The organism is Alcanivorax sp. 24 (genome assembly GCF_004360225.1).
GTDB lineage: Bacteria > Pseudomonadota > Gammaproteobacteria > Pseudomonadales > Alcanivoracaceae > Alloalcanivorax > Alloalcanivorax xiamenensis.
The window spans coordinates 414,878-437,419 of sequence record NZ_SNUA01000001.1 but is presented as its reverse complement, the minus strand read 5'-3'; the positions used below and the strand labels follow the sequence as shown (position 1 = coordinate 437,419).

Genomic DNA, 22,542 nt, shown 5'->3' with positions numbered 1-22,542 from the left:
CTCTCGTTATGCCGGGTTCGCACGCGTGCTCTTGAGCAGGTCTTCCAGGCTCGCCGCCTTGGGTTTGACCAGCCAGAACTTGCGGCTCATGGCATCGAAATTGTCCAGGATCTCCCGGCCCCACTCGCTGCCGGTTTCGTCCACGTATTCCTCGATCACATGACGCAGATGAGCGCGATGGGATTCAGTGGACTCGGAACTGATCCGATGCAGTTCAATCAATTCCGGGTTGATGCGGTCGAAGAAGTCATTATCCTGATCCAGCACGAAGGCGAAGCCCCCGGTCATGCCGGCACCGAAGTTGTGGCCTGTATGGCCCAGCACGGTGACGCAACCGCCGGTCATATATTCACAGCAGTGATCACCAGCCCCTTCCACCACCGCATGGGCGCCGGAGTTACGCACCGCGAAACGCTCACCGGCGGTGCCGGCGGCGAACAACTTGCCACCAGTGGCGCCGTACAGACAGGTGTTACCGATGATGGCGGTATCCTGGGTCTTGAACGGGCTGCCCTTGGGCGGGCGTATCACCACTTTGCCGCCGGCCATGCCTTTACCGACATAGTCGTTGGCATCACCTTCCAGATACAGGTGCAAGCCGCCGGCGTTGAACACACCAAAGCTCTGCCCGGCGGTGCCGGTGAAGCGAACCCGGATCGGCGCGCTTTCCATGCCCAGGTTACCGTGGTGTCTGGCAATTTCCCCGGACACCGTGGCGCCCACGGAACGGTCGCAGTTGGTGATGGTGTAGTGGAACGAGCCACCGCTTTTGCCTTCCACGGCGGTGCGCATTTCTTCCATCATTTTGGCGTTGAGCACGCCCTTGTCGAACGGCTCGTTGCGCTGCACCTGACAATGGGTCGGCTTGTCCGCCGGCACATGGTCATTGCGCAGGATCGGCAGCAGATCCAGACGCTTCTGTTTCTCGGTCAGACCTTCGATGCGCTCCAGCAGATCGGTACGGCCGATCAGTTCCGGCAAGCTCTTGATACCGAGCGCCGCCAGCAATTCGCGCACTTCACGGGCAACGAAGGTGAAGTAGTTCATCAGCATTTCCGGCGCGCCGATGAAATGCTCCTTGCGCAGGTCGTCCCGCTGGGTGGCCACACCAGTGGCGCAGTTGTTCAGGTGACAGATACGCAGGTACTTACAGCCGAGCACGACCATTGGCATGGTACCAAAGCCGAACGACTCAGCGCCGAGGATGGCCGCCTTGATCACGTCCAGCCCGGTCTTCAGACCACCATCGGTCTGCAGGCGGATCTTCTGGCGCAGATCGTTGGCACGCAGTGCCTGGTGCGCTTCCGCCAGCCCCAGTTCCCAAGGGGAACCGGCGTAACGGATGGACGTCAGCGGGCTGGCGGCGGTACCGCCGTCGTAACCGGAGATGGTGATCAGATCGGCGTAGGCCTTGGCCACGCCGGAAGCCACCGTGCCAACACCGGGCTCGGACACCAGTTTCACCGACACCTGGGCCTGCGGATTGACCTGCTTGAGGTCGAAGATCAGCTGAGCCAGATCCTCGATGGAGTAAATGTCGTGGTGCGGCGGCGGTGAAATCAGGGTCACGCCGGGCACGGAGTGACGCAGGCGGGCGATCAACGCATTGACCTTACCACCGGGCAACTGGCCGCCCTCACCAGGCTTGGCGCCCTGGGCCACTTTGATTTGCAGCACTTCGGCGTTGACCAGGTAATGCGGGGTCACACCGAACCGGCCAGAAGCGATCTGCTTGATCTTGGAAACACGCTCGGTGCCATAACGGGCCGGGTCCTCGCCGCCTTCACCGGAGTTTGAACGCCCTCCCAGACGGTTCATGGCGGTGGCGATGGCTTCGTGAGCTTCCGGACTGAGCGCGCCCAGCGACATACCGGCGGAGTCGAAACGCGGCAAAATCGTTTCGATCGGCTCCACCTCTTCCAGCGGCACCGGCGTCACATCGCCGCGCACTCTCAACAGGTCGCGCAGGGTCGCCACCGGGCGGTCATTGACCAGCTCGGCGAATTCCTTGTACGCCTGGTAATCGCCGTTCTGCACGGCACGGTGGATAGCGTGCACCACATCCGGATTGTAGGCGTGGTATTCCTTGCCGTGGATGTACTTGAGCACACCACCGGCATCGATTGGCTTACGTTGTTTCCAGGCGTCGGCGGCGATGGTTTTCTGGTCGCTCTCAAAGTCCTCGAAGGTAGCCCCTTCGATGCGGCTCTGCACCCCCCGGAAGCACAAATCCACCACGTCGCTGGCAATACCCACGGCTTCGAACAGTTGAGCGCCACGGTAGGAGGTGATGGTGGAGATCCCCATCTTGGAGAGGATCTTCATCAATCCCTTGTTGATGCCTTTGCGGAAATTCTTCTGCAGTTCCACCACGTCGCCCAGCAACTCGCCGCGCTTGACCATATCGGCCAGGATATCCTCGGCCAGGTAGGGGAACACCGCGGTGGCACCGAAACCGAAGAGAACGGCGAAGTGGTGGGCGTCACGGGCGGTGGCGGTCTCGACAATGATGTTGGCATCACTGCGCAAGCCGCATCCGGTCAGGTGGTGATGCACCGCGCCACAGGCCATCAGCGCATGAATTGTCAGTGTATCCGGGCTGATGCCGTTGTCGGACAGCACCAACAGGACGACACCGTCACGCACCGCTTGCTCGGCTTTTTCACACAGAGCATGGACCGCCGCCCGCAGTCCCAGGGCCGGGTCATAGTGCAGACTCAACCGCTCGGAGCGGTAGCCCGGCCGGTCGATGTCCAGCAGGTTGTGATACTTGGCGTAGGACAGCACCGGCGTGGAGAGGATGGCCCGGTCCGCATGGTCAGCGGTTTCCTCGAACACATTGCGCTCGGCGCCAATACAGGTTTCCAGGCTCATCACAATCGCTTCACGCAGCGGATCGATGGGCGGGTTGGTCACCTGCGCGAACTGTTGCCGGAAGTAGTCATACAGCGGGCGCTGGCGCTGGCTCAGCACGGCCATCGGCGTGTCGTCGCCCATCGAGCCGGTGGCCTCCTGGCCCGCCTCAGCCAGCGGACGCAGCACCTGGTCACGCTCCTCGAAACTGACCTGGAAGAATTTCTGGTAGCTGAGCAGCTCTTCCGGTTTTATGTCATCGATGTGTTTGGTGCCAGGAAGGTAATCGGCCTCGATACGAAGCGCGTTCTCCCTGAGCCATTGGCGATAGGGGTGGCGCACTTTCAGACGATTGTCGATGTCCTCGGTCTGCAGCAGCTCGCCCTTCTCGACGTCCACGGCCAGGATCCGGCCGGGTCCGACGCGGCCTTTGGCCACCACGTCCTCGGGCTGGTAGCTGTATACACCGATCTCGGAGGACAGCGTGATGAAACCGTTCTTGGTGATCACCCAGCGGGCCGGACGCAGGCCGTTGCGGTCCAGCATGCAGACGGCATGGCGCCCGTCGGTCATGACCAGCCCGGCGGGGCCGTCCCAGGGCTCCATATGCATGGAGTTGTATTCATAGAAAGCACGCAGGTCCGCGTCCATGGTTTCCACGTTCTGCCAGGCCGGCGGCACCATCATGCGCGCGGCGCGGAACAGGTCCATGCCGCCGGAGAGCAGCACTTCCAGCATGTTGTCCATGCTGGAGGAGTCGGAGCCCTCACGGTTAACCAGCGGGCTGAGTTCGGCCAGATCGGGCAGCAGTTCGTTCTCGAATTTGTTCTCACGGGCCAACGCCCAGTTACGGTTGCCCTGGATGGTGTTGATCTCGCCGTTGTGGGCCAGATAACGGAACGGCTGGGCCAGCGGCCACTGCGGTGAGGTATTGGTGGAGAACCGCTGGTGAAATACCACGATGGCGGTTTCCATGGACTCGTCACCGAGATCCGGGAAGAACGCCGGCAGATCCACCGGCATCATCAGGCCCTTGTAGGACACCGTGGTGGCCGACAGCGAGCAGACATAGAAGTAACCGTCCTTCGCAATGCGTTTCTCGGCGAGACGGCGGGCGAAGAACAGACGGCGGTTGAGGGCGTCCTCGGATGTCTCCTCACCGCTCACCAGCACCTGGTGAAAGCCCGGCAGGGAGCGCAACGCCAGCTCACCGAGGCAGGAAGCGTCGGTGGGCACTTCGCGCCAACCCAGAACCTTCAGCCCCTGAGCTTCCAGCTCGGCGTCGATCACCGCCTTCTGGGCGGCCGCCTGCTCGGCTTCCGGATGGGTGAACACCATCCCGACGCCGTAGATGTCCGGCAGTTCAATGCCCTGTTTCCCGGCCTGCGCCCGGAAGAAGGAGTCGGGTTTTTTCAGCAACAGCCCGCATCCATCACCGGTCTTTCCATCGGCGTTGATCCCGCCCCGGTGAGTCATGCAGGTGAGTGCTTCAATAGCGGTTTGCAAAAGCTCGTGACTGGCCTGCCCCTCCATGTGGGCGATCAGGCCAAAGCCACAGTTGTCCCGGAATTCTCCGGGCCCATAGAGCCCCTGCACCAGCGTTGAGTTCTGCTGCATCAAAACCTATTCCTCTTGAAATTCAGAGACTTACAGAAGGCGGAACTGGCGCCGGAAAAACGACGACGGCAAAAAAGGGATGAACATTCTACACATTGAGGGGGTAGCCGACAAACACCACCGCACAGAGCCGGTCCCGGCCCCGAAGGCGCCGGAGCCCGCGGGCCCCGGCGGATTATGTCATTGCAGTTCTTTTCGTATCGACGCCATGCTGCGCGGGAAAGGCCCCGCTTTACGCAGTTGCTCGGGCAGGCCGTCACGGGCCCGCACCGCCGCGTCGCGGCTGGCGTAAGGGCCGGCCAGCACCACATATACCGTCTCCTCACCCCTGCGGGCAGGGTAGTAGGCGCCCTTACGGTCCAACACGTCAAGCACACCGTGGGCGCCGTCCTCGCGACCGGTGGCGGTTACTTGCAGGAACCACTCACTGTCCGGACGGGACGCCAGCCAGCCATCATGGTGATAGCCATCGTCACTGGACGCCGGGCGCGGCTTGGGCCGGGCAGCGGGTTGCGGAGTGGCCGCCGGCGCGGTGCCGGCATCCGGCTCACTGACCGGGTCCGCGGCCCGCGGCGCCTCCTCGCTCTGGCGCGGCTTGCTCGGCGGCTCTTCCCGGCTTTTGAACGTCCTGGCGTTATCCGCGTAGGAGGCCAACGCTTCCCGGGTACGCTCCGGATCACGAATCGCCGGTAACGACGGCGGTTCATCCGATGTCGGCGCGGTCTGTTGTGCCGGCTCCTCCGGGGGAGTGGCCGGCGGCTTCGGCAAATCCAGGGCCACGGGCCGCGACGGCCGCGGTTCCTCATCACCGCCACTGGCCAACCACAATACCAGCACCACCAGCACCAACGCCCCTACCGCCAGCACATGACGCCAGGGCAGAGGCCTGCGGGCGGGGCTGTCGGCGAGCGGCGCCGGAGCCGCGTCGGCACGCTCATCCAGCAACGCCAACAGCGCCCCGGGCTGCCCTTCACTTTCCGCCAGCAGACTTTCCGCTTCCTCTTCACCCAGAGTAACGCCGTACACCTCATCGGCGAACGCCACCACCTCGGACTCATCCAGCGGCGGCAGCGCGAGCGTATCCGCCACCGCCAGGCCGGCGCTGACGACCCGCTCGGCGGCACCCGGGTAACCGCCGAACAAATAGGCCAAACGGCCTCCCAGTTTTTCCTTCAACGCCGCCATGGTGGCCAGGGCCGCTTCGTCGGCACGATCCGCGTTGTCCACCACGATCACCAGCCGGGTGTCCGCCAGCGCCTGCTTGAGAGCGTCCGCCAGCCCTTCGCGATCCACTCCGAAGTGCGTCAGCATGGCTTCCACCGGCGCGTTGGCGTTCAGCTCATCGTCGCCGTCCAGACGGATGACCTCGAAATCATCCACCAGGGCCATGCACACCATACCCAACAGAGTGGATACCCCACTGCCATGCTCGCCCTCCAGCACCGCGGTGCTGCCTTCGTGAGCGTAGCCGTTCAGCGCGTCGAGCAGATCGCCCCGTTCCGCGCCTTCGTAAAAGTACTCGTCATCCCTTATCACAAAAGGCCTCAAGCGTTCGCGTCAGTGCATTGGGGTGGTACTCCCCTGTGACCAGAGCCTCGCCGATTCGTTTCAGCAATACCAGTCTCAGGCGTCCATTACGGACTTTCTTGTCCAGGGCCATCAAATCGGAGAAATCCGCCGTCGTCATCCCCTCTGGGGCCGTTACCGGCAGCCCCCAGGGCGTCAGGCTGCCGGCCACGCGGGCCACTTCGTCGTCGTCGAGCCAGCCCAATTCCCGGGACATGCGTGCCGCCATCACCATGCCAGCGGCCACCGCCTCACCATGCAGCCACTGGCGATAACCGGTGAAGGTTTCCATGGCATGGCCAAAAGTATGCCCCAGATTGAGCAGGGCACGGTTACCCTGTTCGGTTTCGTCGGCGGCCACCACCTCCGCCTTGTTGCGGCAACTGCGCAGGATCGCCTCGGCGAGGGCGGCGTCATCGCGCCGCTGCAGTTCGGGGCGGTGCTGCTCCAGCCAGTCGAAGAACCGCGGATCGCGAATCAAACCGTACTTGATCACTTCCGCCATGCCGGCGGCGAATTCCCGCTCCGGCAGGGTGTCCAGCACACGGATGTCGATAATCACCGAGCGGGGCTGATGAAAGGCGCCGATCATATTCTTGCCACGGGGATGGTTCACCGCGGTCTTGCCGCCCACCGAGGAGTCCACCTGGGCCAGCAACGTGGTCGGTACCTGAATGAAATCCACGCCGCGCTGGTAACACGCCGCGGCGAACCCGACCATATCGCCGACCACGCCGCCGCCCAGGGCGACCAGGGTGGTGGTGCGCGAATGTCGCTTCTCCATCAGCGCGTCAAAAATCCGCTCCAGGGTCGCCAACGTCTTGTGTTGCTCACCATCCGGCAGAATCACGGTGTCGCACTGGAGGTCACCAAGGGAGGCGGTCACCTGCCCAAGATACAGCGGAGCGATGGTTTCATTGGTCACCACCATGACCTGATTGCCACGGATGCGCTCGCGAATCAACGAAGTGGACAACAGATCGGGGCCTATGTGGATCGGGTAACTGCGTTCGGCCAGCGCCACGTCAAGCGTCTGCATAGTGTCTCCGGACAAGGAAGGGAACGCCGGAGCCGTCCGGCGTCGAAGCATTATCGGACGGGGAAATCGGCCAGACAACCGAGGATCTGATCAGCGACCTTTTTCAGGTTGCTGGAAGCGGTGGAAACCACATGATGCGCCACTTCCCGATAGAGCGGATCTCGCTGCTCGAACAGCGTGGTCAGGCGGGCCTTGGGGTTACTGGTCCGCAACAACGGACGGTTGCGATCATTACGGGTACGGGCCAGTTGCACATCCACCGGTGTCCACAGGTAGATCACGCAACCGCGTTCATGCAGGTGGCGCCGGTTTTCCTCGGTCACCACCGCTCCACCTCCGGTGGCCAACACGATGCCGGGCAGCGCGCTCAGCTCATCGATGACCTCACTTTCGCGCCGGCGAAAGCCCTCCTCCCCCTCCATATCGAAAATCCACGGGATATCGGCACCGGTCTTCTCCTCGATGACCCGGTCCGAGTCATGGAAAGGGCGATTCAATAACTGTGCGAGCTGGCGCCCCAGGGTGCTTTTACCTGCCCCCATGGGGCCCACCAAAAAAAGAGAGGGAGTGTTTTCTCTATCGTTCACCGACGGGCCATTGTCTCTTTCACCAAGCGTGGCGTAATGAATATCAGCAATTCCTGCTTGCTGTCACGCTTCACTTTCTTGCGGAACAGGGCTCCCAACCAGGGAATATCACCCAGGAAGGGGGTTTTGATCAGGGAGTTTATCTGTTCCTGCTGGAAAATGCCGCCCAAAACCACGGTTTCCCCATCATTCACCAACACCGTGGTCTCAACCCGGTTGGTGCTGATGGTGGGATTGTCCAGATCCGAGCCAAGAGCATCGTTGTTGACCTTGAGTTGCATGATCACATCGCCTTCCGGGGTGACCTGCGGCGTCACTTCCAAGCGCAGCTCCGCCTCGATGAACTCCACCGCGGTGGCACCGGAGGAGGTAGCCACGTTGAACGGGATCTGCTGACCGGAGGCGATCACCGCCGGTTGCTGATCCGCGGTGAGCACCTTGGGCGTGGCCACCAGTTCACCGCGCCCCTCGGACTCCAGTGCCGACAGTTCCAGCTCGATCAGGCCGGAGCTCAGGGAGGTGAAACCGATGGCGAAGCGGGTGGCATCGGCGGAATCCACTCCCATGTCGACGATCATGTCGTTATTGGTGTCCTCGTCGAATTCCTCCATTTCCCCCAGGGAGCCATCGTCATCACGGTCAACGTTGGCGTAATGCAGCTCCCGCAAGGAGGTGAGCCGGCCGGAAATCGCCAGGGAGCGACCATCATTGGCAAGGGAATTGCCGTCGTAACCGAGACCGCCCCAACGCACCCCGAACTCGTCGGACAGATCGGTGGTGGCCACCACCACTCGCGCCTCAATCAGCACCTGCTGGACCGGAATGTCCAGTTGCTGGATCAGATCGCGGATCTCCTGCAGCTTAGCCACGGTGTCCTGGATGATCAGGGTATTGGTGCGCTGATCCACGGACACCGAACCGCGCTCGCTGATCAACGCGGTGGCGCCGCTTTCCCCGGTAATCAGTGTTTTCAGCTCCTCGGCGCGGGCGTAGTTGATGCTGATGAACTCAGTGCGCAACGGCGCCAGTGAAGCGATTTTCTTCTGGCTTTCCAGTTCCAGTTGTTCACGCGCGGCGATCTCGTCCGCTGGCGCCACCAACAACACATTGCCGACCTTGCGCTTATCCAGCCCCTTGGTCTTGAGAATCAGGTCCAGCGCCTGATCCCAGGGCACGCTTTGCAGCCGCAGGGTGATTTTGCCCGCCACCGTATCGGACGCCACCAGGTTCAATTCGGTGAAGTCAGCGATCAACTGCAGCACCGAACGCACCTCAATGTCCTGGAAGTTCAGCGACAACTTCTCGCCGGTGTACTTGAAGGACTCACGTTTCTTGCGTTCCGCCTCGCCGCGGGTGAGTGGCTTGATATTGATGCTGAACTCGTTGTCCGCCTGATAGGCCAGATATTCCCAGGTGCCGGTGGGTTCGATGGTGATCACCGTGCTGCCATCATCGGTGCGGGTCTCCACGTACTGCACCGGCGTGGCGAAATCGGTGACATCAAGACGGCGCACCAGCTTATTACCGACCCCGGCGCCGACGAAGCGCGCCTGGATGCGGCCGCCCTCTTCCTTCACATCCACCGGAATGGACGGTTTGGACAGCGTCACCACGACCCGGCCTTCGCCGTCACTGCCGCGACGGAAATCGATGTCACGAATGCTCTCCTGAGCGCCCCGTGGTGGCTCGGCGGTGGCTTCCTGGTCCGCGCGGGCCGGATCACTGGCCGGCGCTCGGTCGCGGCCGAGCACCACCACCAGTTCCTGCCCGTCCACTTCGGTGCTGTAGCCGGTCAGTTGATCCAGATTGAAAATCAGCCGGGTGCGATTCTTGGCCTCCACCACCGTGACACTGCGGGCATTGCCGGTGCCAAGGTTATGCTGACGGGTTTTCAGGGCGCTGTCCGTGCCCACCAGATCGAGAGCGATGCGGGCCGGGCGCTCGATACTGTACCCCTTTACCTCCGGCGCGGCGCCATCAAAGCGAACGCGCACTTCCATGCCGTCCCCCGGCAGCATATTGGCATCGAGGCCGGTTATGGTGGCCGCCGACGCCAACGAGGCGGCACAGCAAGCCAGCACCACCAGCACCCTGATTCCCCAGCGCCGGGGAGCGAATCGGTTTTTTATTGCATTGCAGATTGTCATAACAGGCTTCCCCAGCAACATTATTCGGCGATGGAAACGGCGCGGGACCGCTCCACCCAACCGTCGTGGCCGTCAGGCACGATTTCCACCAACGACACTTCGTTATCGCGAACGGCCACCACCCGGCCAAAATTTTTCCCCAGGTAACTGCCTACCCGGATCCGGGTAACGGCACCGGCGGGATCCTCCATCAACGCTTCCAGCGCCTTCCCCGGCTTGGTGATGGTGCCCACCATGCGCAACGCGTCCAGACTGAAGCGCTCCAGGTATTCCCGGGGCCGGCTCATGTCCGGCTCCACCTTGCGGCCTTCCGGCACTTTCACCAGTTCCTGTTCCACCGGCGGTGAAAAGGGCGGTCGCAACTTGTGCGCCCCGTAGGTAAAGGTGGCGATGGGCTTGAACTCCGGCGGCGGCTCGATGCGTCCGCGCGGCCGGGCTTTGATTTCCTCGAGACGGGCATCCAACTGGCCGAGATCAGCGCCGGCGGCACACCCCCCAAGAGACAATATCGCCGCCAGCAGACACGGTGCGGCCGCTAAATTAAGCGCTTTCATGATTCCCCCTTTAGAGCTCTAGGAACGGCCGTTCCGTTTGTTCGCCTTCGCCGTTTTGCCGGCCACCTTTTTATTATTGCCGCCTTCATCGCTATCCCGCGCCGCGTAGCGATAGGTCTTGGCGGTGATCGCCAGATTCAACAAACCGCCGCTCTCGTCCTTGCTACCGGGCTCCACCTTGAAGTCGTGCAAGGTAACGATCCGCGGCAACGCCGACACGCCGGAAACGAACGCCCCGAATCCGTGGTAATCCCCGGTCACCCGGATATCGATGGGCAATTCCGCGTAAAACTCCTTCTGTACTTCATCCTTGAGCTCGATCACCTCGAATTCGAGACCACTGCTCAAACCGGTATGGGTGATGTCCTCCAGCAAGCCGGGCACCTCGGTGTCGCGGGGCAACTGGTTCTTCAAGGTATCGAAGTTCTCTTCCAACTCGACCAGTTGCCGCCGGTACTGCTCCAGGTTGTGGGCACTGAACGCTTTTTTCTCGTAACTGGTGAGCAGGCTCTGCTCCTCCCGCTCCAGACGTTGATGCTGGGCTTTCAGATCCTTGATCGACAGCAGATAGCCCAACAGCAACACCGCGGTGAACACCAGCACGGCGGCGCCGATCTTGATCGGCAGCGGCCAACCGCCAACGTTCTCGAAATCCAGACTGTTGATCTCGTCGATCAGCTCACGAATATCGAGATTCTTCAGGTCAGAGGCTTTCATCGTCACCCTCCCCTTCACCTTCACGGTCCGGACGCCCCTGCTTCACGGTCAGAGTGAACTGGTTGGCTTGCTGACTGCCCTCCAGGGCGGTGACGTTGATCAGGTTGGGCTCGACGAACCAATCGGAGCCGTCCAGATTCCGCATCAGCCGCGACACCCGGTTATTGGATTCGGCCACGCCCTTAATGGTGAAGATATCGCCGGCGCGCTCCACCGAGCTGTAATAAACGCCGTCCGGCAAGGTCCGGACCAGTTGATCGAAGACGTAGACGATGGTGGGTCGATTGCCCTGCAATTCCTGGATCACTTTCATCCGCGCCACCAGTTCCGCGCGGCGGGTCTCCAGTTCCTTGATCTCCTTGATCTGCTCATCGAGCTTGGCGATCTCGGTCTGGATATGGCTGTTGCGGGTCTGCTGATCGGCAATGCGATCCTCCATCACCCCTTTCCACATCCAGAACAGCAGACCGGCCAGCAGCGCGGCGAAAATCAGCAAGGCGACGAATTCCTGCTGGCGCTGCTTGCGGCGCGCCTCACGCCAGGGGAGCAGGTTAATGCTGGTGCTCATAGTTCAAAGCTCCTCAGCGCCAGGCCGCAGGCGATCATCATCGCCGGGGCGTCGTTGGCCAGGGCCCGGGCGTTGACCTTGCCGGCCTTGCCCATGCTGGCGAAGGGATCCGCCAGGGAACACCCCGCGCCCACCTTTTCCTGAATCAGCGCCGGCAGCCCGGCGATGGAAGCCGAACCGCCGGCCAGCAGGATGTAATCCACCTGATTGAACTGGGTGGAGCCATAGAAGAACTGCAGGGACCGGTTGATCTGCTGAACGATGGCATCCTTGAACGGCTGCAATACTTCGTTCTCGTAGTCTTCCGGCAATTCACCGGTTTTCTTCGCCAGCCCGGCTTCCTCCATGGAAATGCCGTAGCGGCGCTGAATTTCCTCGGTGAGTTGCTTGCCGCCGAACAGTTGCTCGCGGGTATAGACGCTGCGCCCCTGATGAAACACATTGAGGGTGGTCATGGTGGCGCCGATATCGAATACCGCCACCGTTTCCAGTTCATCGGCGTTGGGCAGGGAGGGGGCAATCAGTTGGAAGGCCCGCTCCATGGCGTAGGCTTCCACGTCCACCACCTTGGCCTGGAGATTACCGATCTCCAGAGCATCGGCGCGCATCTCCACATTTTCCGTACGCGATGCCACCACCAGAACCTCCACCCGGTCGGGCGAATCCTCGGTGGCGCCGAGCACTTGAAAATCCATGCGCACTTCGTCCAGCGGAAACGGGATGTACTGGTCCGCCTCCACCCGCAATTGCGTTTCCATATCGTCCTCGCCGAGCGAGGCGTCCATTTCGATCACCTTGGTGATGGTGGCGGAGCCCGGCACCGCCACGGCGGCGGCCTTGACCCCGGGGCGGGCCCGGGCGACCACCCGGGCGATCACGTCCCCCACTCCTTCCACATCGGTGATGTTTTTCTCCACCACGGTATTGGCCGTGAGCGGCTCGACGGCATAGCTCTCGACCTTGAAGCGCCCCCCGGACCTGGATAGCTCCAGCAGCTTCACGGCGGTGGAACTGATATCGACCCCCAGCATGGATTGGGCCTTTTTTCTTAGAAAAGGCAGCACAGTCTTTCGCCCCAAGAGAGTAGATTGGAAGTACTTTTTTACCCAGAAAAAGATATACTTACGTAGTTCTTATGCTGTACAACATGAGAAATTAGTAGTAGCAGAAAGGTTATTAGATCACAACAACCTTTACGCCGTATAATGACGTGCTTCACGGCTGGATGCTGTTCCCGCGCATAAACCGTCCCAGGTGACTTGGCCCGGACCGCCGAGAGCATGCTCTAAGCCTTTATTCTGAATCCACATCAATTGCCACTATATGCAATCTGCCGTCCGTTGGATCCGCCCCCTTCTCCTCCTCGCCTTTGCCGCCGTCTGTGGCGCCGTCCTGGTCATGGCCGGCTCCTACCTGTATCTGGCGCCGCAACTGCCTGATGCCATTGGCATTCGCGAGGTCGAATACCAGACGCCGCTGCGCATTTACAGCAGCGACGAGAAACTCATGGCCGAATACGGCGAGAAGCGCCGCGAGCCGGTCACCTTCGACCATCTGCCGCCGATGTTCGTCCAGGCAGTGCTGGCGGCGGAGGACGAGCGCTTCTTCCGTCATGCCGGCGTGGACGTGAAAGGGCTGGCCCGGGCCGCGGTGGAGTTGATCCGCTATCGCGAGATCCGCTCCGGCGGGTCCACCATCACCATGCAGGTGGCGCGCAACTTCTTTCTCGACCGGGAACAGCGTTTCCTGCGCAAGTTCAACGAGATCGTGCTTGCCATGCAGATCGAGAACATCCTGACCAAGGAGCAGATTCTCGAGCTGTATCTCAACAAGATCTACCTGGGGCACCGCTCCTACGGCGCCCAGGCCGCGGCCAAGGTCTACTACGGCAAGGACATCGGCGAACTGACCCTGCCGCAGCTGGCGATGATCGCCGGCCTGCCGAAGGCCCCTTCCGCCTACAACCCGATCACCAATCCGGAGCGGGCGGTACAGCGCCGCAACTGGATTCTCGGCCGCATGCTCGAAACCGGCGCCATCACCGAGGAGCAAATGGAACAAGCCCGGCAGGCACCGGTAACCGCCCGCTATCACACTTCGCGCCCGGAAGTGGAGGGCGCCTATGTGGCGGAAATGGCGCGCCTGGCGGTGGCCGACATCATCCCCGGCGACCTCTACACCCAGGGATTGCGGGTTATCACCACGGTCGACAGCAAGCGTCAGGAAGCAGCGGTACGCGCCCTGCGCGAGGGCCTGCACGAATACGATGAGCGCCACGGCTATCGTGGCCCGCTGGCCGAGGTGGATACCGGCTCCCTGCCGGCACTGGCATGGCCCCGGGGCGATGAGGCGGAGGCCGCCCCCGAGGATGAGGCACCGCAGCCGGAACTGGCCCGTCAGGAAGAGGAAGATCAGGAAGGCCTGAGCAACGACGTGGTGGCCTGGCTCGACACCTTCAAGAACCAGCCCGCCTACGGCCCGCTGCGCACGGCCGTCGTCACCGAGGTACGGGAAGACGCCGCCGCCATGCTGCTCGGCGACGGCAAGCAGGCAGTGGTGAACTGGAAGGATATCAGTTGGGCCCGCCCGGCCTTGCGCAAGGGCTATGTCGGGGAAAAACCGAAGCAAGTCGCCGACGTCCTCAAAGTCGGCAACGTCGTCTATGTCCGCCCGGTGGATGACAAAAACGGCGCCCGCTGGCGTCTGGCGCAATTGCCCCAGGCACAATCCGCGCTGGTGTCACTGGATCCGGAAACCGGAGCCCTGCAAGCCCTGCAAGGCGGCTACAGCTTCGCCGCCTCCAACTTCAACCGGGCGATGCAGGGCCAGCGCCAGGCCGGTTCCGTGTTCAAGCCGTTTGTTTATACCGCGGCACTGGAAAACGGTTTCACGCCGGCCACCATCATCAATGATGCCCCGGTGGTCTACGACAGTTCCGAGCTGGGCAAGGCCTGGCGGCCGAAAGGTTCCAGCGGCCGTTTCTACGGCCCCACCCGCATGCGTGAGGCGCTGTACCGCTCCCTTAACCTGGTGTCGATCCGAATTCTGCGCCAGGTGGGCATCGAGCAGACCATGGAAACGCTGAAGGAATTCGGGCTGCCCTATGATCGCTTCCAGAGGGACCTGTCCCTGGCCCTGGGCAGCGGGTCGCTGACACCGCTGGAGCTGGCCACCGCCTATGCCATGTTCGCCAACGGCGGCTACCGGGTGGCGCCCTGGTACATTGATCGCATCGAGGATCGCGACGGCCATGTGCTGTGGCGCGCACCGGAGGTGTTGCGGTGCGACCTGCCCTGCGCCGATGAACGGGCCCGAATCGCCGCCGAGGAAGCGACCTGGGAACAGCGCGAACAACTGCCCACCCTGCTGGAACGCGAGGAAGTGAGCCTCGGCAACAGTGACAACGGCAATGAGCAACCTCCGGAAACCCTGCAGCCGCCGCCGGTACTGGCACCACGCACGCTGGACCCGCAGGTGGCCTGGCTGATGAACTCCATGCTGCAGGACGTGATCAAGCGCGGCACCGGTCGCCAGGCAAGCTCCCTGGGCCGCAAGGATCTCGCCGGCAAGACCGGTACCACCAACAATCATGTGGACGCCTGGTTCTCCGGCTATGCGCCGAGCCTGGTGACCACCGTGTGGGTGGGACTGGACACGCCAACCTCCCTGGGCTGGGGAGAATACGGCGGTCGCGCCGCCCTGCCGATCTGGATCAGCTACATGGGCAAGGCCTTGGAGGGCGTTCCGGAAACCTCCCTGCGTCAGCCGCCGGGCATTGTCTCGGTCCGCATTGATCCGAAGAGCGGCCTGGTCGCGCGGTCCGGCAACGGCAATGCCATCTTCGAGTATTTCCGTGAGGATGAAGTGCCAGAACAGGAAAGCCCCTACAATGGCGGCAGTGGCGGCAGCCCGGAACAGATTTTCTGATCCGTTCCCGGTTGCCGGATCAATCGCGGCTCACGAGCCGCGATTGATCATCCATTTCACCATACCTTTCAGATCATTGAGGAAACTCGAGCGGTTCGGGGACTCCGTATAGGCACCACAGCGGCCGTCATGTCGCAAGTGGCGCAACTCACCGCTCTCATCGAAGCCCATCAACGCCGCCTGGTAGGGGGCCGCTCCTTTGTAATCCGGATGGAAGAAACGCTCTCCGTTGGCCTCGTACACCTCGCCACGCAGCGCGGATCCCGACCGGCGGTAATGCGTCTTTTCAATAATACGGAATGTGTCGGGATCAATACCCGGCACCACCGCCAGGCCACTGCTCCAACCCTGCAGCCCGCGCCCTCCGCCTCGGCTTTGCCGATTCCAGTCCCATTCCACCCAGGCGAAATACAGATGCCGGTCGTCCCGGTAAAGCCCCTGCCCCAACGCCTCCATGGGAGCGCCGGAATCGCGCCGGCACAGCACCTTCACCTCATTGGTGTAAGGCTGATGGTAGAAGACGCTGTCATCCTGATAGAACAGCAGGTGCCAGCCAAACTCCTTGTCCGCCAACAATAACTTGAGATCACCCGGCCGCAGCGCCTGACCGGAATCCGCCGCCTGATCGGGCAATGGTTGGTCCTTGAAGAAGTAGCGATCACCATCGTGGCCGTAGTGGTTGCCCCAGGTGTCCCCTTCGACCCTGATCACGGTGAAGTCCCCCGGTTCTGCTCCTTCCACCACCTTGCCCCGGTAATAGACCCTGCCGGCGTCCTTGAGGTAGTAAAAGTCCGCCGAGGTCCGTTCCGTCACCGCCACTTCGCTCAACGAGGAAACATCGGCGTCGGCGATCCGGTGCCCCTGATAGTACAGCCGCCGTCCATCGTCGGCGTAATCGCCGTGGCGGACGCGGACCCTGGCGGCATCGGCGCCATCCAGTAACGTGGTGCGGTAATACACCCGGTCACCGGCACGATAGTAGTGGCGGCCCAGATAACGGACGGAATCCGGATTCACCTCCGGTTGCTGCTGGCCGTCGACATAGAAGTGCTCGCGGTCCCGGGCCAGACCACTGTAAAAGTAGCCTTTCCCAGTATCGCCGGGCACCGGTTCGAAAGTCTCCGGATCGGCCCCCTCGACCCGATGATGGCCCTCTCCCGCTCGCAGAAACCAGATACCACCGTTCTCATCATGGCTGTAGCGGCTTACCGGATAATCAGTGCGGTTCACCTCGGGTTCTTCCCCGGGATCCAGCCACAGCATCAGCGAGACCATCAGCGCCAGAATCGCCATGACCCAGGCCAGCCCCTGCCCCCATCGTCTCATTGATGCCCTCCCTTGGTTCCTGTTGCCTTTCGCCGCAGCAGCCAGCGGATACCACCGATGACAGTCAGCACGATGGCGAGCAGGATGAGGATAGCGCGGGCACGCGCCGGAACGTAATTCCAGTCCGGATTGCGCGTGTACGCCAGGCACTCGTTCTCTCTATCCAGCCTCTGTAGCTGCCCGTCTCCATTCACGCCCCACAGCCCGGCCACATACCCTTCGGCGGGATTGAGAAAACGGCGCTCATCGGCCTGATACAGATTCCCGGTCAGGGTTTTGCCTGGCATGTGCAAACGGCGCTCGCCGATCAGACGCCACTCATCGGGATGCACACCGGGCACCACTTCCAACCCGGTATACCATCCACGCAGGCCGCTGGCGTACCGGCCCTTGCGATGATCCAGTGCCGTCCAGGCGTAGTACAGATGCCGGTCATCCCGGTACAGACCCCGCCCCAATTGCTCCAGCGGCGCCCCGGAATCCCGCCGGCACAGAGGTTCCAATTCATTGGTGAACGGTTGGTGATAGAACAGTTGCCGCCCCTGATAAAACAGGAAATGCCAACCCAGATCCCGGTCCGCCAGCAGCAGTTCCAGGCCACCCGGCGGTAACGCCTGCTCGGTGCCTGCCACCCGCTCCGGCAGTGCCTGGTCTCTCAGGAAGTAATGCCGGCCATCGTGGCCATAAAAGGCATGGTGACTCCGATCCACGATCAACCCCGGCACTGCCACCAGCGCGAAGGAATCCGCATTCGCGCCCACCACCACGCGGTCCCGGTAGTACACCCGATGACGGTCTTTCAGATACCCCCGTTCCGCCGGCGTCGGCGCTTCCCGGGGGACCTTCGCCAAGGACGCGATGTCCGCACCCTGGATCCACCGACCCTGGAAATACAGGCGTCGGTCATCGTGAGCGTACTCGTTGGGGTACCTTGGGGCGTTCTGGAATACCCGCAGCCGGTCAGCATCCGCCCCTTCCAACAGCGTGGCACCGTAATACGCCTGATCACCGGCAACGTAGTAACGGGACTCCAGATAGTGCACGCCGTCCGGCGCCACACCGGGCATACGCTGCCCCATGGCATAGAGATGGTCGCGATCCCGGGCCAGGCCGCTGTACTCAATGGGCCCACTGGCATTGGCTGGCAGTGGCTCGAAGCTGTCCGCGTCGGCGCCTTCCACCCGCTGATAGCCATCGCCGGGGCGCAAAAACCAGACACCACCGGCGTCATCGTGGGCATAGCGGCTACGGGGATAATCAGCGGGGTCTACGTCGGCCCCCTTGGACAGCGTCCAGCAGATCGCCAGGGCACTGGCGATACTGACCAATACCGCGATGACAACAACGGCTTTGCCGCCGATGGCTGGCTCAGATTTGTTGGTATTGTCCAAACATCGCGCTCCATGCGTCTGCCGTTGTCCGACACAGTATAGTCATGCGGACCGGTTTGCGCGCGGCGCGGAGGGTGAGGGGTACAGACGTCGCGCTCGCCAGCTGTTCCCACGAAGGCCTCGACGACCTGCCGTGGGAGCGGCTAACGAACCCGTCCGTCAAAGCTCCGGGAAGATATCGTCCAGGGACTTCAGCGGATAGTGAGACGGGTAGCCTTTGCGGGCGACGCCAGAATCCACGGCCGCACGGGCCACGGCGGCGGAGACCCGGCCCAGCAGGCGCGGGTCGTTGGGCTTGGGAATGATGTATTCCGGACCAAAGTTCAGCGGCTCGCCACCATAGGCTTCCAGCACTTCCCGGGGCGGTGCTTCACGCACCAGCTCGGCGATGGCGTGCACCGCCGCCAGCTTCATGTCCTCGTTGATGGAGGTGGAGCGTACATCCAGGGCCCCCCGGAACATGTACGGGAAGCACAGAACGTTGTTGACCTGGTTCGGATAATCGGAACGGCCGGTGGCGATGATGGCATCGGCGCGGGCGGCCTTGGCCACTTCCGGGCGGATTTCCGGGTCCGGGTTGGCCAGCGCGAAGATGATCGGCTTGTCGGCCATCTTCTTCACCATTTCCGGCGTCAGCATATCCGGGCCGGACACGCCGATGAACACGTCGGCGCCTTCGATGGCGTCATCCAGGGTGCGTTTGTCGGTGTCATTGGCCAGCGCCGCTTTGTACTGGTTGAGATCGTCGCGGCGGTTGTGGATCACGCCCTTGCGGTCCAATACCAGGATATTTTCCTTGCGCGCGCCCATTTCGATCAGCAGCCGCACGGAAGCAACCCCGGCGGCACCGGCGCCAACGCACACCACCTTGATGTCCTCGATGCGCTTGTTCTGGATTTCCAGGGCGTTGAGCAGCCCGGCGCCGACCACGATGGCGGTACCATGCTGGTCGTCATGGAACACCGGCACGTCGCAGATTTCCTTGAGCACGCGTTCGATCTCGAAGCACTCCGGCGCGCGGATGTCTTCCAGGTTGATACCGCCAAAGGTGGTGTGAATGCGCACCACGGTATCAATGAACGCCTGCGGATCCTCTGCTTCGACTTCGATGTCAAACACGTCGATACCGGCGAACAGCTTGAACAGAATGCCCTTGCCTTCCATCACCGGCTTGGACGCCAGCGCACCCAGGTTGCCCAGTCCCAGGATAGCGGTGCCATCACTGATCACCGCCACCAGGTTGCCCTTGGCGGTGAAACGGTAGGCCAGCTCCGGTTCGCGCGCGATCTCACGCACCGGTTCCGCTACGCCGGGGCTATAGGCCAGGCTGAGGTCGCGACCGGTTTTCGCGCTCTTGGTCACCTCGACACTGATCTTCCCTGGACGTGGTTTGGCATGATAATCCAGGGCCGCCTTCTTGAAATCCTCGGACATGGTGGTCTCCGCTCCCCGAAACGGGCTTCAAAACACTATATTGGCCAAATAAAAATCAATCGACGTAAATTTCCATCGATACCAGATTCTACCGGTGGAAAGCTTCAATTGATGAAAAACCGCTGCTTATGTAAAACAATGCCGGCGATGAACGTAAAAAGCACCCGGAAGGGTGCTTTTTACAGGTGGAACGCAAAGCAATGAGAACGATCAGTTCTTCTTGGAGCGCAACACACCAAAGCGCTGCTTGAACTTGTCGATCTGGCCGCCGCTGTCCGCCTGTTTCTGCTTGCCGGTGTAGAACGGGTGGCAGGCGGAACATACGTCCACGGAAAAATCACCAGCACGGGTGGACCGGGTCTGGATGACGTTTCCGCAGCTGCAGGAAATCGCCACGTCCTGGTATTCAGGATGAATGTCTGCTTTCATAACTGGGCTCCATTGCGTGTCGCTACCCGATCCTGGCCGGGCACCACACTGGCTTACGCCGGGAAAAGTGAACGCGAACTATATCAGTTTGCGCCCGATGCGCAAGCTGTAACCGCCGTTTTCCGGATTTCCACGTGCCGCTCTCCACCTTACAGGTTGCCTTGCCGGTCCCTCTGCCGGGCTGTTTCGACTATTCCCTGCCGCCGGAGACGCCGGTGCCGCCCCGTGGCACCCGGGTGGAAGTGCCGTTCGGAAAACGGACCCTGGTGGGCGTGGTCCATGACCATCAGCCCAGCAACCTGAAGACGCTCAAATCGGTCAAACGGGTACTCGACGAGGCGCCGATCATTGATGAACGGCTCTACGCCCTGTGCGAATGGGCCGCCGGCTACTATCACCATCCCCTTGGCGAAGTACTGAATTTCGTGCTGCCAACACTGCTGCGCCAGGGGCAGGCAGCACGGCCGGACGCCGAGGTCCGCTGGCGTATCACCGACCGCGGCCGGCACGTGGCACTGGATCGCCTGAAGCGGGCTCCGCGCCAGCAGGAAGCCCTGGCCCTGCTGGCCGCACACCCGGACGGCCTCACCCCGGCCATGCTGGAAGCGCTGTCGGTATCGCGCCCGGCGCTCCAGGCACTGCGTGACAAGCAGTGGGCGGAGCGCGAAGAGCACCTGCCCCAGGTACCGCCGTTGCCAGCGGATGTCCTGGCCGAGCCCGCTCTGAGCGCCAGCGCGGAGCAGCGTCTGGCGATCGAGGCGATCAACCAGGCCAGCGGCTTTCAGCCGTTTCTGCTGGACGGCGTCACCGGCAGCGGTAAAACCGAGGTGTATCTGCAAGCCATGGCGCCGGTATTGGCGGCCGGCCGGCAGGTGCTGGTGTTGGTACCGGAGATCGGTCTGACACCGCAGACACTGCGTCGTTTCCGCCAGCGTTTCGCGGTGCCGGTGACCGTCATGCACTCGGGCCTGAACGACCGTGAACGACTGGAGGCCTGGCTCGCCGCCGGCGACGGCCGGGCACGCATCATTATCGGCACCCGCTCGGCGGTCTTCACCCCGTTGCACGCCCCGGGGTTGATCATCGTCGACGAAGCCCATGACGGCTCCCTCAAACAACAGGACGGTTTCCGTTACCACGCCCGGGATCTGGCCACCTGGCGCGCCCGCCAGTGGGACATTCCGGTGGTCCATGGCAGTGCCACGCCGGCTCTGGAAACCCTGCATCTGGCCCACACCGACCGCTACCATTGGTTGCGCCTGCGCGGACGGGCGGGTGGCGCCGCGCTGCCGGAGATCGAACTGCTGGATGCCCGCGACGCGGCACCGGACACGCCACTGCTGCCCCCCGCCCTGACCGCCATCGAGGACACCGTGCGCCGTGGCGAGCAGGCGCTGGTGTTCCTCAACCGGCGCGGCTTCGCCCCGGTGATCCTGTGCCGGGACTGCGGCTGGCAAGCGGAATGCCCGCGCTGCGACAGCGTCATGACCTGGCATCGCAGCCTCTCGCAGTTGCGTTGCCACCACTGCGATCATCAACAGAGGGTCCCGCGCCGGTGTCCGCAATGCGGCTCCAGCAATTTGATCGATGCCGGTGCCGGCACGGAAAAACTGGAGGCTCTGTTGAGTGATCATTGCCAGGCTCCCGTGGTTCGCATCGACCGGGACACCACTCGCCGAAAGGGCAGCCTGGACGCCAAACTGGCGGAGATCCGCGCCGGCGCGCCGGCGGTGCTGGTGGGGACGCAGATGCTGGCCAAGGGCCACCACTTTCCACGCCTGAGTCTGGTGGTGATCACCAATCTGGACGCCGGTTTCCTCAGCGCCGACTTCCGTGGCCCGGAACAGGCCGCGCAATTGCTGCTGCAAGTGGCTGGCCGCGCCGGGCGGAAAGATCTGCGTGGCCGGGTGCTGCTGCAAAGCCGCCATACCGATCATCATCTGGTGCGTCTGGCCGCCGCCGGCGACTACCATGCCCTGGCCGACACGCTGCTGGAAGAACGGCGCCTGGCCGGGCTGCCGCCGTTCGGCCACCTCGCATTGCTGCGCTGCGAGGCGATGTCCATGGACAAGGCCCTGGCCTTTCTCGATGAATGCGCGGCGCCCTTTCCGCAACAGACGAACATCGACGACGACAGCGTGAATCTCCTCGGACCAGCGCCGGCGCCGATGGAAAAACGGGCTGGCCGTTATCGCGCCCAACTGCTGCTGCAAGCACGGCAGCGGCCGGCACTGCACCGGGTACTCGACGCCCTGGTGCGGCACGCCCGCGGCTTGCCCTCCGCCCGCCACTGCCGCTGGCATCTGGATGTGGATCCCACCGAAATGGTCTAATTCGCCATTGGAATACGTCACCTCACTTGACTAAACTGGCGGTTTCCCCCGCAT

General features: G+C 62.5%; 15 protein-coding genes. 2 read left to right on the top strand and 13 right to left on the bottom strand.

The features are described 5' to 3' along the window. Positions 1-6: 6 nt before the first annotated feature. From gltB to E0L37_RS01895, 9 genes are all read right to left on the bottom strand, one after another. Complete coding sequence (gltB, locus tag E0L37_RS01935; protein ID WP_133490123.1) at positions 7-4,470, bottom strand: glutamate synthase large subunit; 4,464 nt, start codon at positions 4,468-4,470, stop codon at positions 7-9. Positions 4,471-4,650: 180 nt separating this feature from the next. Then, positions 4,651-6,006 (bottom strand): SPOR domain-containing protein, encoded by a 1,356-nt coding sequence (locus E0L37_RS01930; RefSeq protein WP_133490122.1) that lies wholly within the window; start codon positions 6,004-6,006, stop codon positions 4,651-4,653. After that, positions 5,993-7,075 (bottom strand): 3-dehydroquinate synthase, encoded by a 1,083-nt coding sequence (gene aroB, locus E0L37_RS01925; RefSeq protein ID WP_133490121.1) that lies wholly within the window; start codon positions 7,073-7,075, stop codon positions 5,993-5,995. Before aroB ends, E0L37_RS01930 begins: the two co-directional genes overlap by 14 nt. A 50-nt stretch (positions 7,076-7,125) precedes the next feature. Next, positions 7,126-7,662 (bottom strand): shikimate kinase AroK, encoded by a 537-nt coding sequence (gene aroK / locus E0L37_RS01920; protein ID WP_370450504.1) that lies wholly within the window; start codon positions 7,660-7,662, stop codon positions 7,126-7,128. Continuing rightward, positions 7,659-9,809: a type IV pilus secretin PilQ gene (pilQ, locus tag E0L37_RS01915; RefSeq protein WP_133490119.1), complete on the bottom strand. Its 2,151-nt coding sequence runs from the start codon at positions 9,807-9,809 to the stop codon at positions 7,659-7,661. The genes aroK and pilQ overlap by 4 nt, the downstream gene beginning before the upstream one ends. A gap of 20 nt (positions 9,810-9,829) precedes the next feature. Beyond that, positions 9,830-10,363: a pilus assembly protein PilP gene (locus E0L37_RS01910; RefSeq protein ID WP_133490118.1), complete on the bottom strand. Its 534-nt coding sequence runs from the start codon at positions 10,361-10,363 to the stop codon at positions 9,830-9,832. Positions 10,364-10,381: 18 nt separating this feature from the next. Then, positions 10,382-11,080 carry a type 4a pilus biogenesis protein PilO gene (locus E0L37_RS01905; RefSeq protein WP_133490117.1) on the bottom strand — a complete coding sequence of 233 codons (699 nt, stop codon included), beginning with the start codon at positions 11,078-11,080 and terminating at the stop codon, positions 10,382-10,384. Further along, entirely contained in the window at positions 11,067-11,648 is a 582-nt protein-coding gene (locus tag E0L37_RS01900; protein WP_133490116.1) for a PilN domain-containing protein, read from the bottom strand. The genes E0L37_RS01905 and E0L37_RS01900 overlap by 14 nt, the downstream gene beginning before the upstream one ends. Next, complete coding sequence (locus E0L37_RS01895; protein ID WP_205655562.1) at positions 11,645-12,712, bottom strand: pilus assembly protein PilM; 1,068 nt, start codon at positions 12,710-12,712, stop codon at positions 11,645-11,647. Before E0L37_RS01895 ends, E0L37_RS01900 begins: the two co-directional genes overlap by 4 nt. A 334-nt stretch (positions 12,713-13,046) precedes the next feature. On the opposite strand from E0L37_RS01895, the gene E0L37_RS01890 reads away from it, so the two are divergent. Further along, the gene (locus tag E0L37_RS01890) at positions 13,047-15,575 is read left to right on the top strand and encodes a penicillin-binding protein 1A (RefSeq protein ID WP_236564164.1); all 2,529 of its coding nucleotides are present in this window, start codon (positions 13,047-13,049) and stop codon (positions 15,573-15,575) included. A 30-nt stretch (positions 15,576-15,605) separates the two neighbouring features. On the opposite strand, the gene E0L37_RS01885 is transcribed toward E0L37_RS01890, so the two are convergent. The 4 genes from E0L37_RS01885 to rpmE form a co-directional block, all read right to left on the bottom strand. Beyond that, a complete protein-coding gene (locus tag E0L37_RS01885; protein WP_240687408.1) occupies positions 15,606-16,901 on the bottom strand; it encodes a DKNYY domain-containing protein in 1,296 nt (431 codons plus the stop codon). After that, positions 16,898-18,292: a DKNYY domain-containing protein gene (locus E0L37_RS01880; protein WP_133490113.1), complete on the bottom strand. Its 1,395-nt coding sequence runs from the start codon at positions 18,290-18,292 to the stop codon at positions 16,898-16,900. Before E0L37_RS01880 ends, E0L37_RS01885 begins: the two co-directional genes overlap by 4 nt. A gap of 159 nt (positions 18,293-18,451) precedes the next feature. Then, positions 18,452-19,726, bottom strand: a complete 1,275-nt coding sequence (locus tag E0L37_RS01875; protein ID WP_097058845.1) for a malic enzyme-like NAD(P)-binding protein — start codon at positions 19,724-19,726, stop codon at positions 18,452-18,454. Between the two features lie 210 nt (positions 19,727-19,936). Then, positions 19,937-20,155: a 50S ribosomal protein L31 gene (rpmE, locus tag E0L37_RS01870; RefSeq protein WP_022995164.1), complete on the bottom strand. Its 219-nt coding sequence runs from the start codon at positions 20,153-20,155 to the stop codon at positions 19,937-19,939. A gap of 134 nt (positions 20,156-20,289) precedes the next feature. Between rpmE and E0L37_RS01865 the strand changes: the two genes are divergently transcribed. Further along, positions 20,290-22,488 (top strand): primosomal protein N', encoded by a 2,199-nt coding sequence (locus E0L37_RS01865; RefSeq protein WP_133490112.1) that lies wholly within the window; start codon positions 20,290-20,292, stop codon positions 22,486-22,488. Positions 22,489-22,542: the final 54 nt, after the last annotated feature.

Bases quoted from the DNA above. Each gene is read 5' to 3' on its own strand.
- pilQ (WP_133490119.1), bottom strand. From the start codon at position 9,809: ATGACAATCTGCAATGCAATAAAAAACCGATTCGCTCCCCGGCGCTGG.
- E0L37_RS01905 (WP_133490117.1), bottom strand. From the start codon at position 11,080: ATGAAAGCCTCTGACCTGAAGAATCTCGATATTCGTGAGCTGATCGAC.
- rpmE (WP_022995164.1), bottom strand. From the start codon at position 20,155: ATGAAAGCAGACATTCATCCTGAATACCAGGACGTGGCGATTTCCTGC.
- E0L37_RS01890 (WP_236564164.1), top strand. From the start codon at position 13,047: ATGGCCGGCTCCTACCTGTATCTGGCGCCGCAACTGCCTGATGCCATT.
- E0L37_RS01910 (WP_133490118.1), bottom strand. From the start codon at position 10,363: ATGAAAGCGCTTAATTTAGCGGCCGCACCGTGTCTGCTGGCGGCGATA.
- E0L37_RS01885 (WP_240687408.1), bottom strand. From the start codon at position 16,901: ATGAGACGATGGGGGCAGGGGCTGGCCTGGGTCATGGCGATTCTGGCG.
- gltB (WP_133490123.1), bottom strand. From the start codon at position 4,470: ATGCAGCAGAACTCAACGCTGGTGCAGGGGCTCTATGGGCCCGGAGAA.
- aroB (WP_133490121.1), bottom strand. From the start codon at position 7,075: ATGCAGACGCTTGACGTGGCGCTGGCCGAACGCAGTTACCCGATCCAC.
- E0L37_RS01900 (WP_133490116.1), bottom strand. From the start codon at position 11,648: ATGAGCACCAGCATTAACCTGCTCCCCTGGCGTGAGGCGCGCCGCAAG.
- E0L37_RS01875 (WP_097058845.1), bottom strand. From the start codon at position 19,726: ATGTCCGAGGATTTCAAGAAGGCGGCCCTGGATTATCATGCCAAACCA.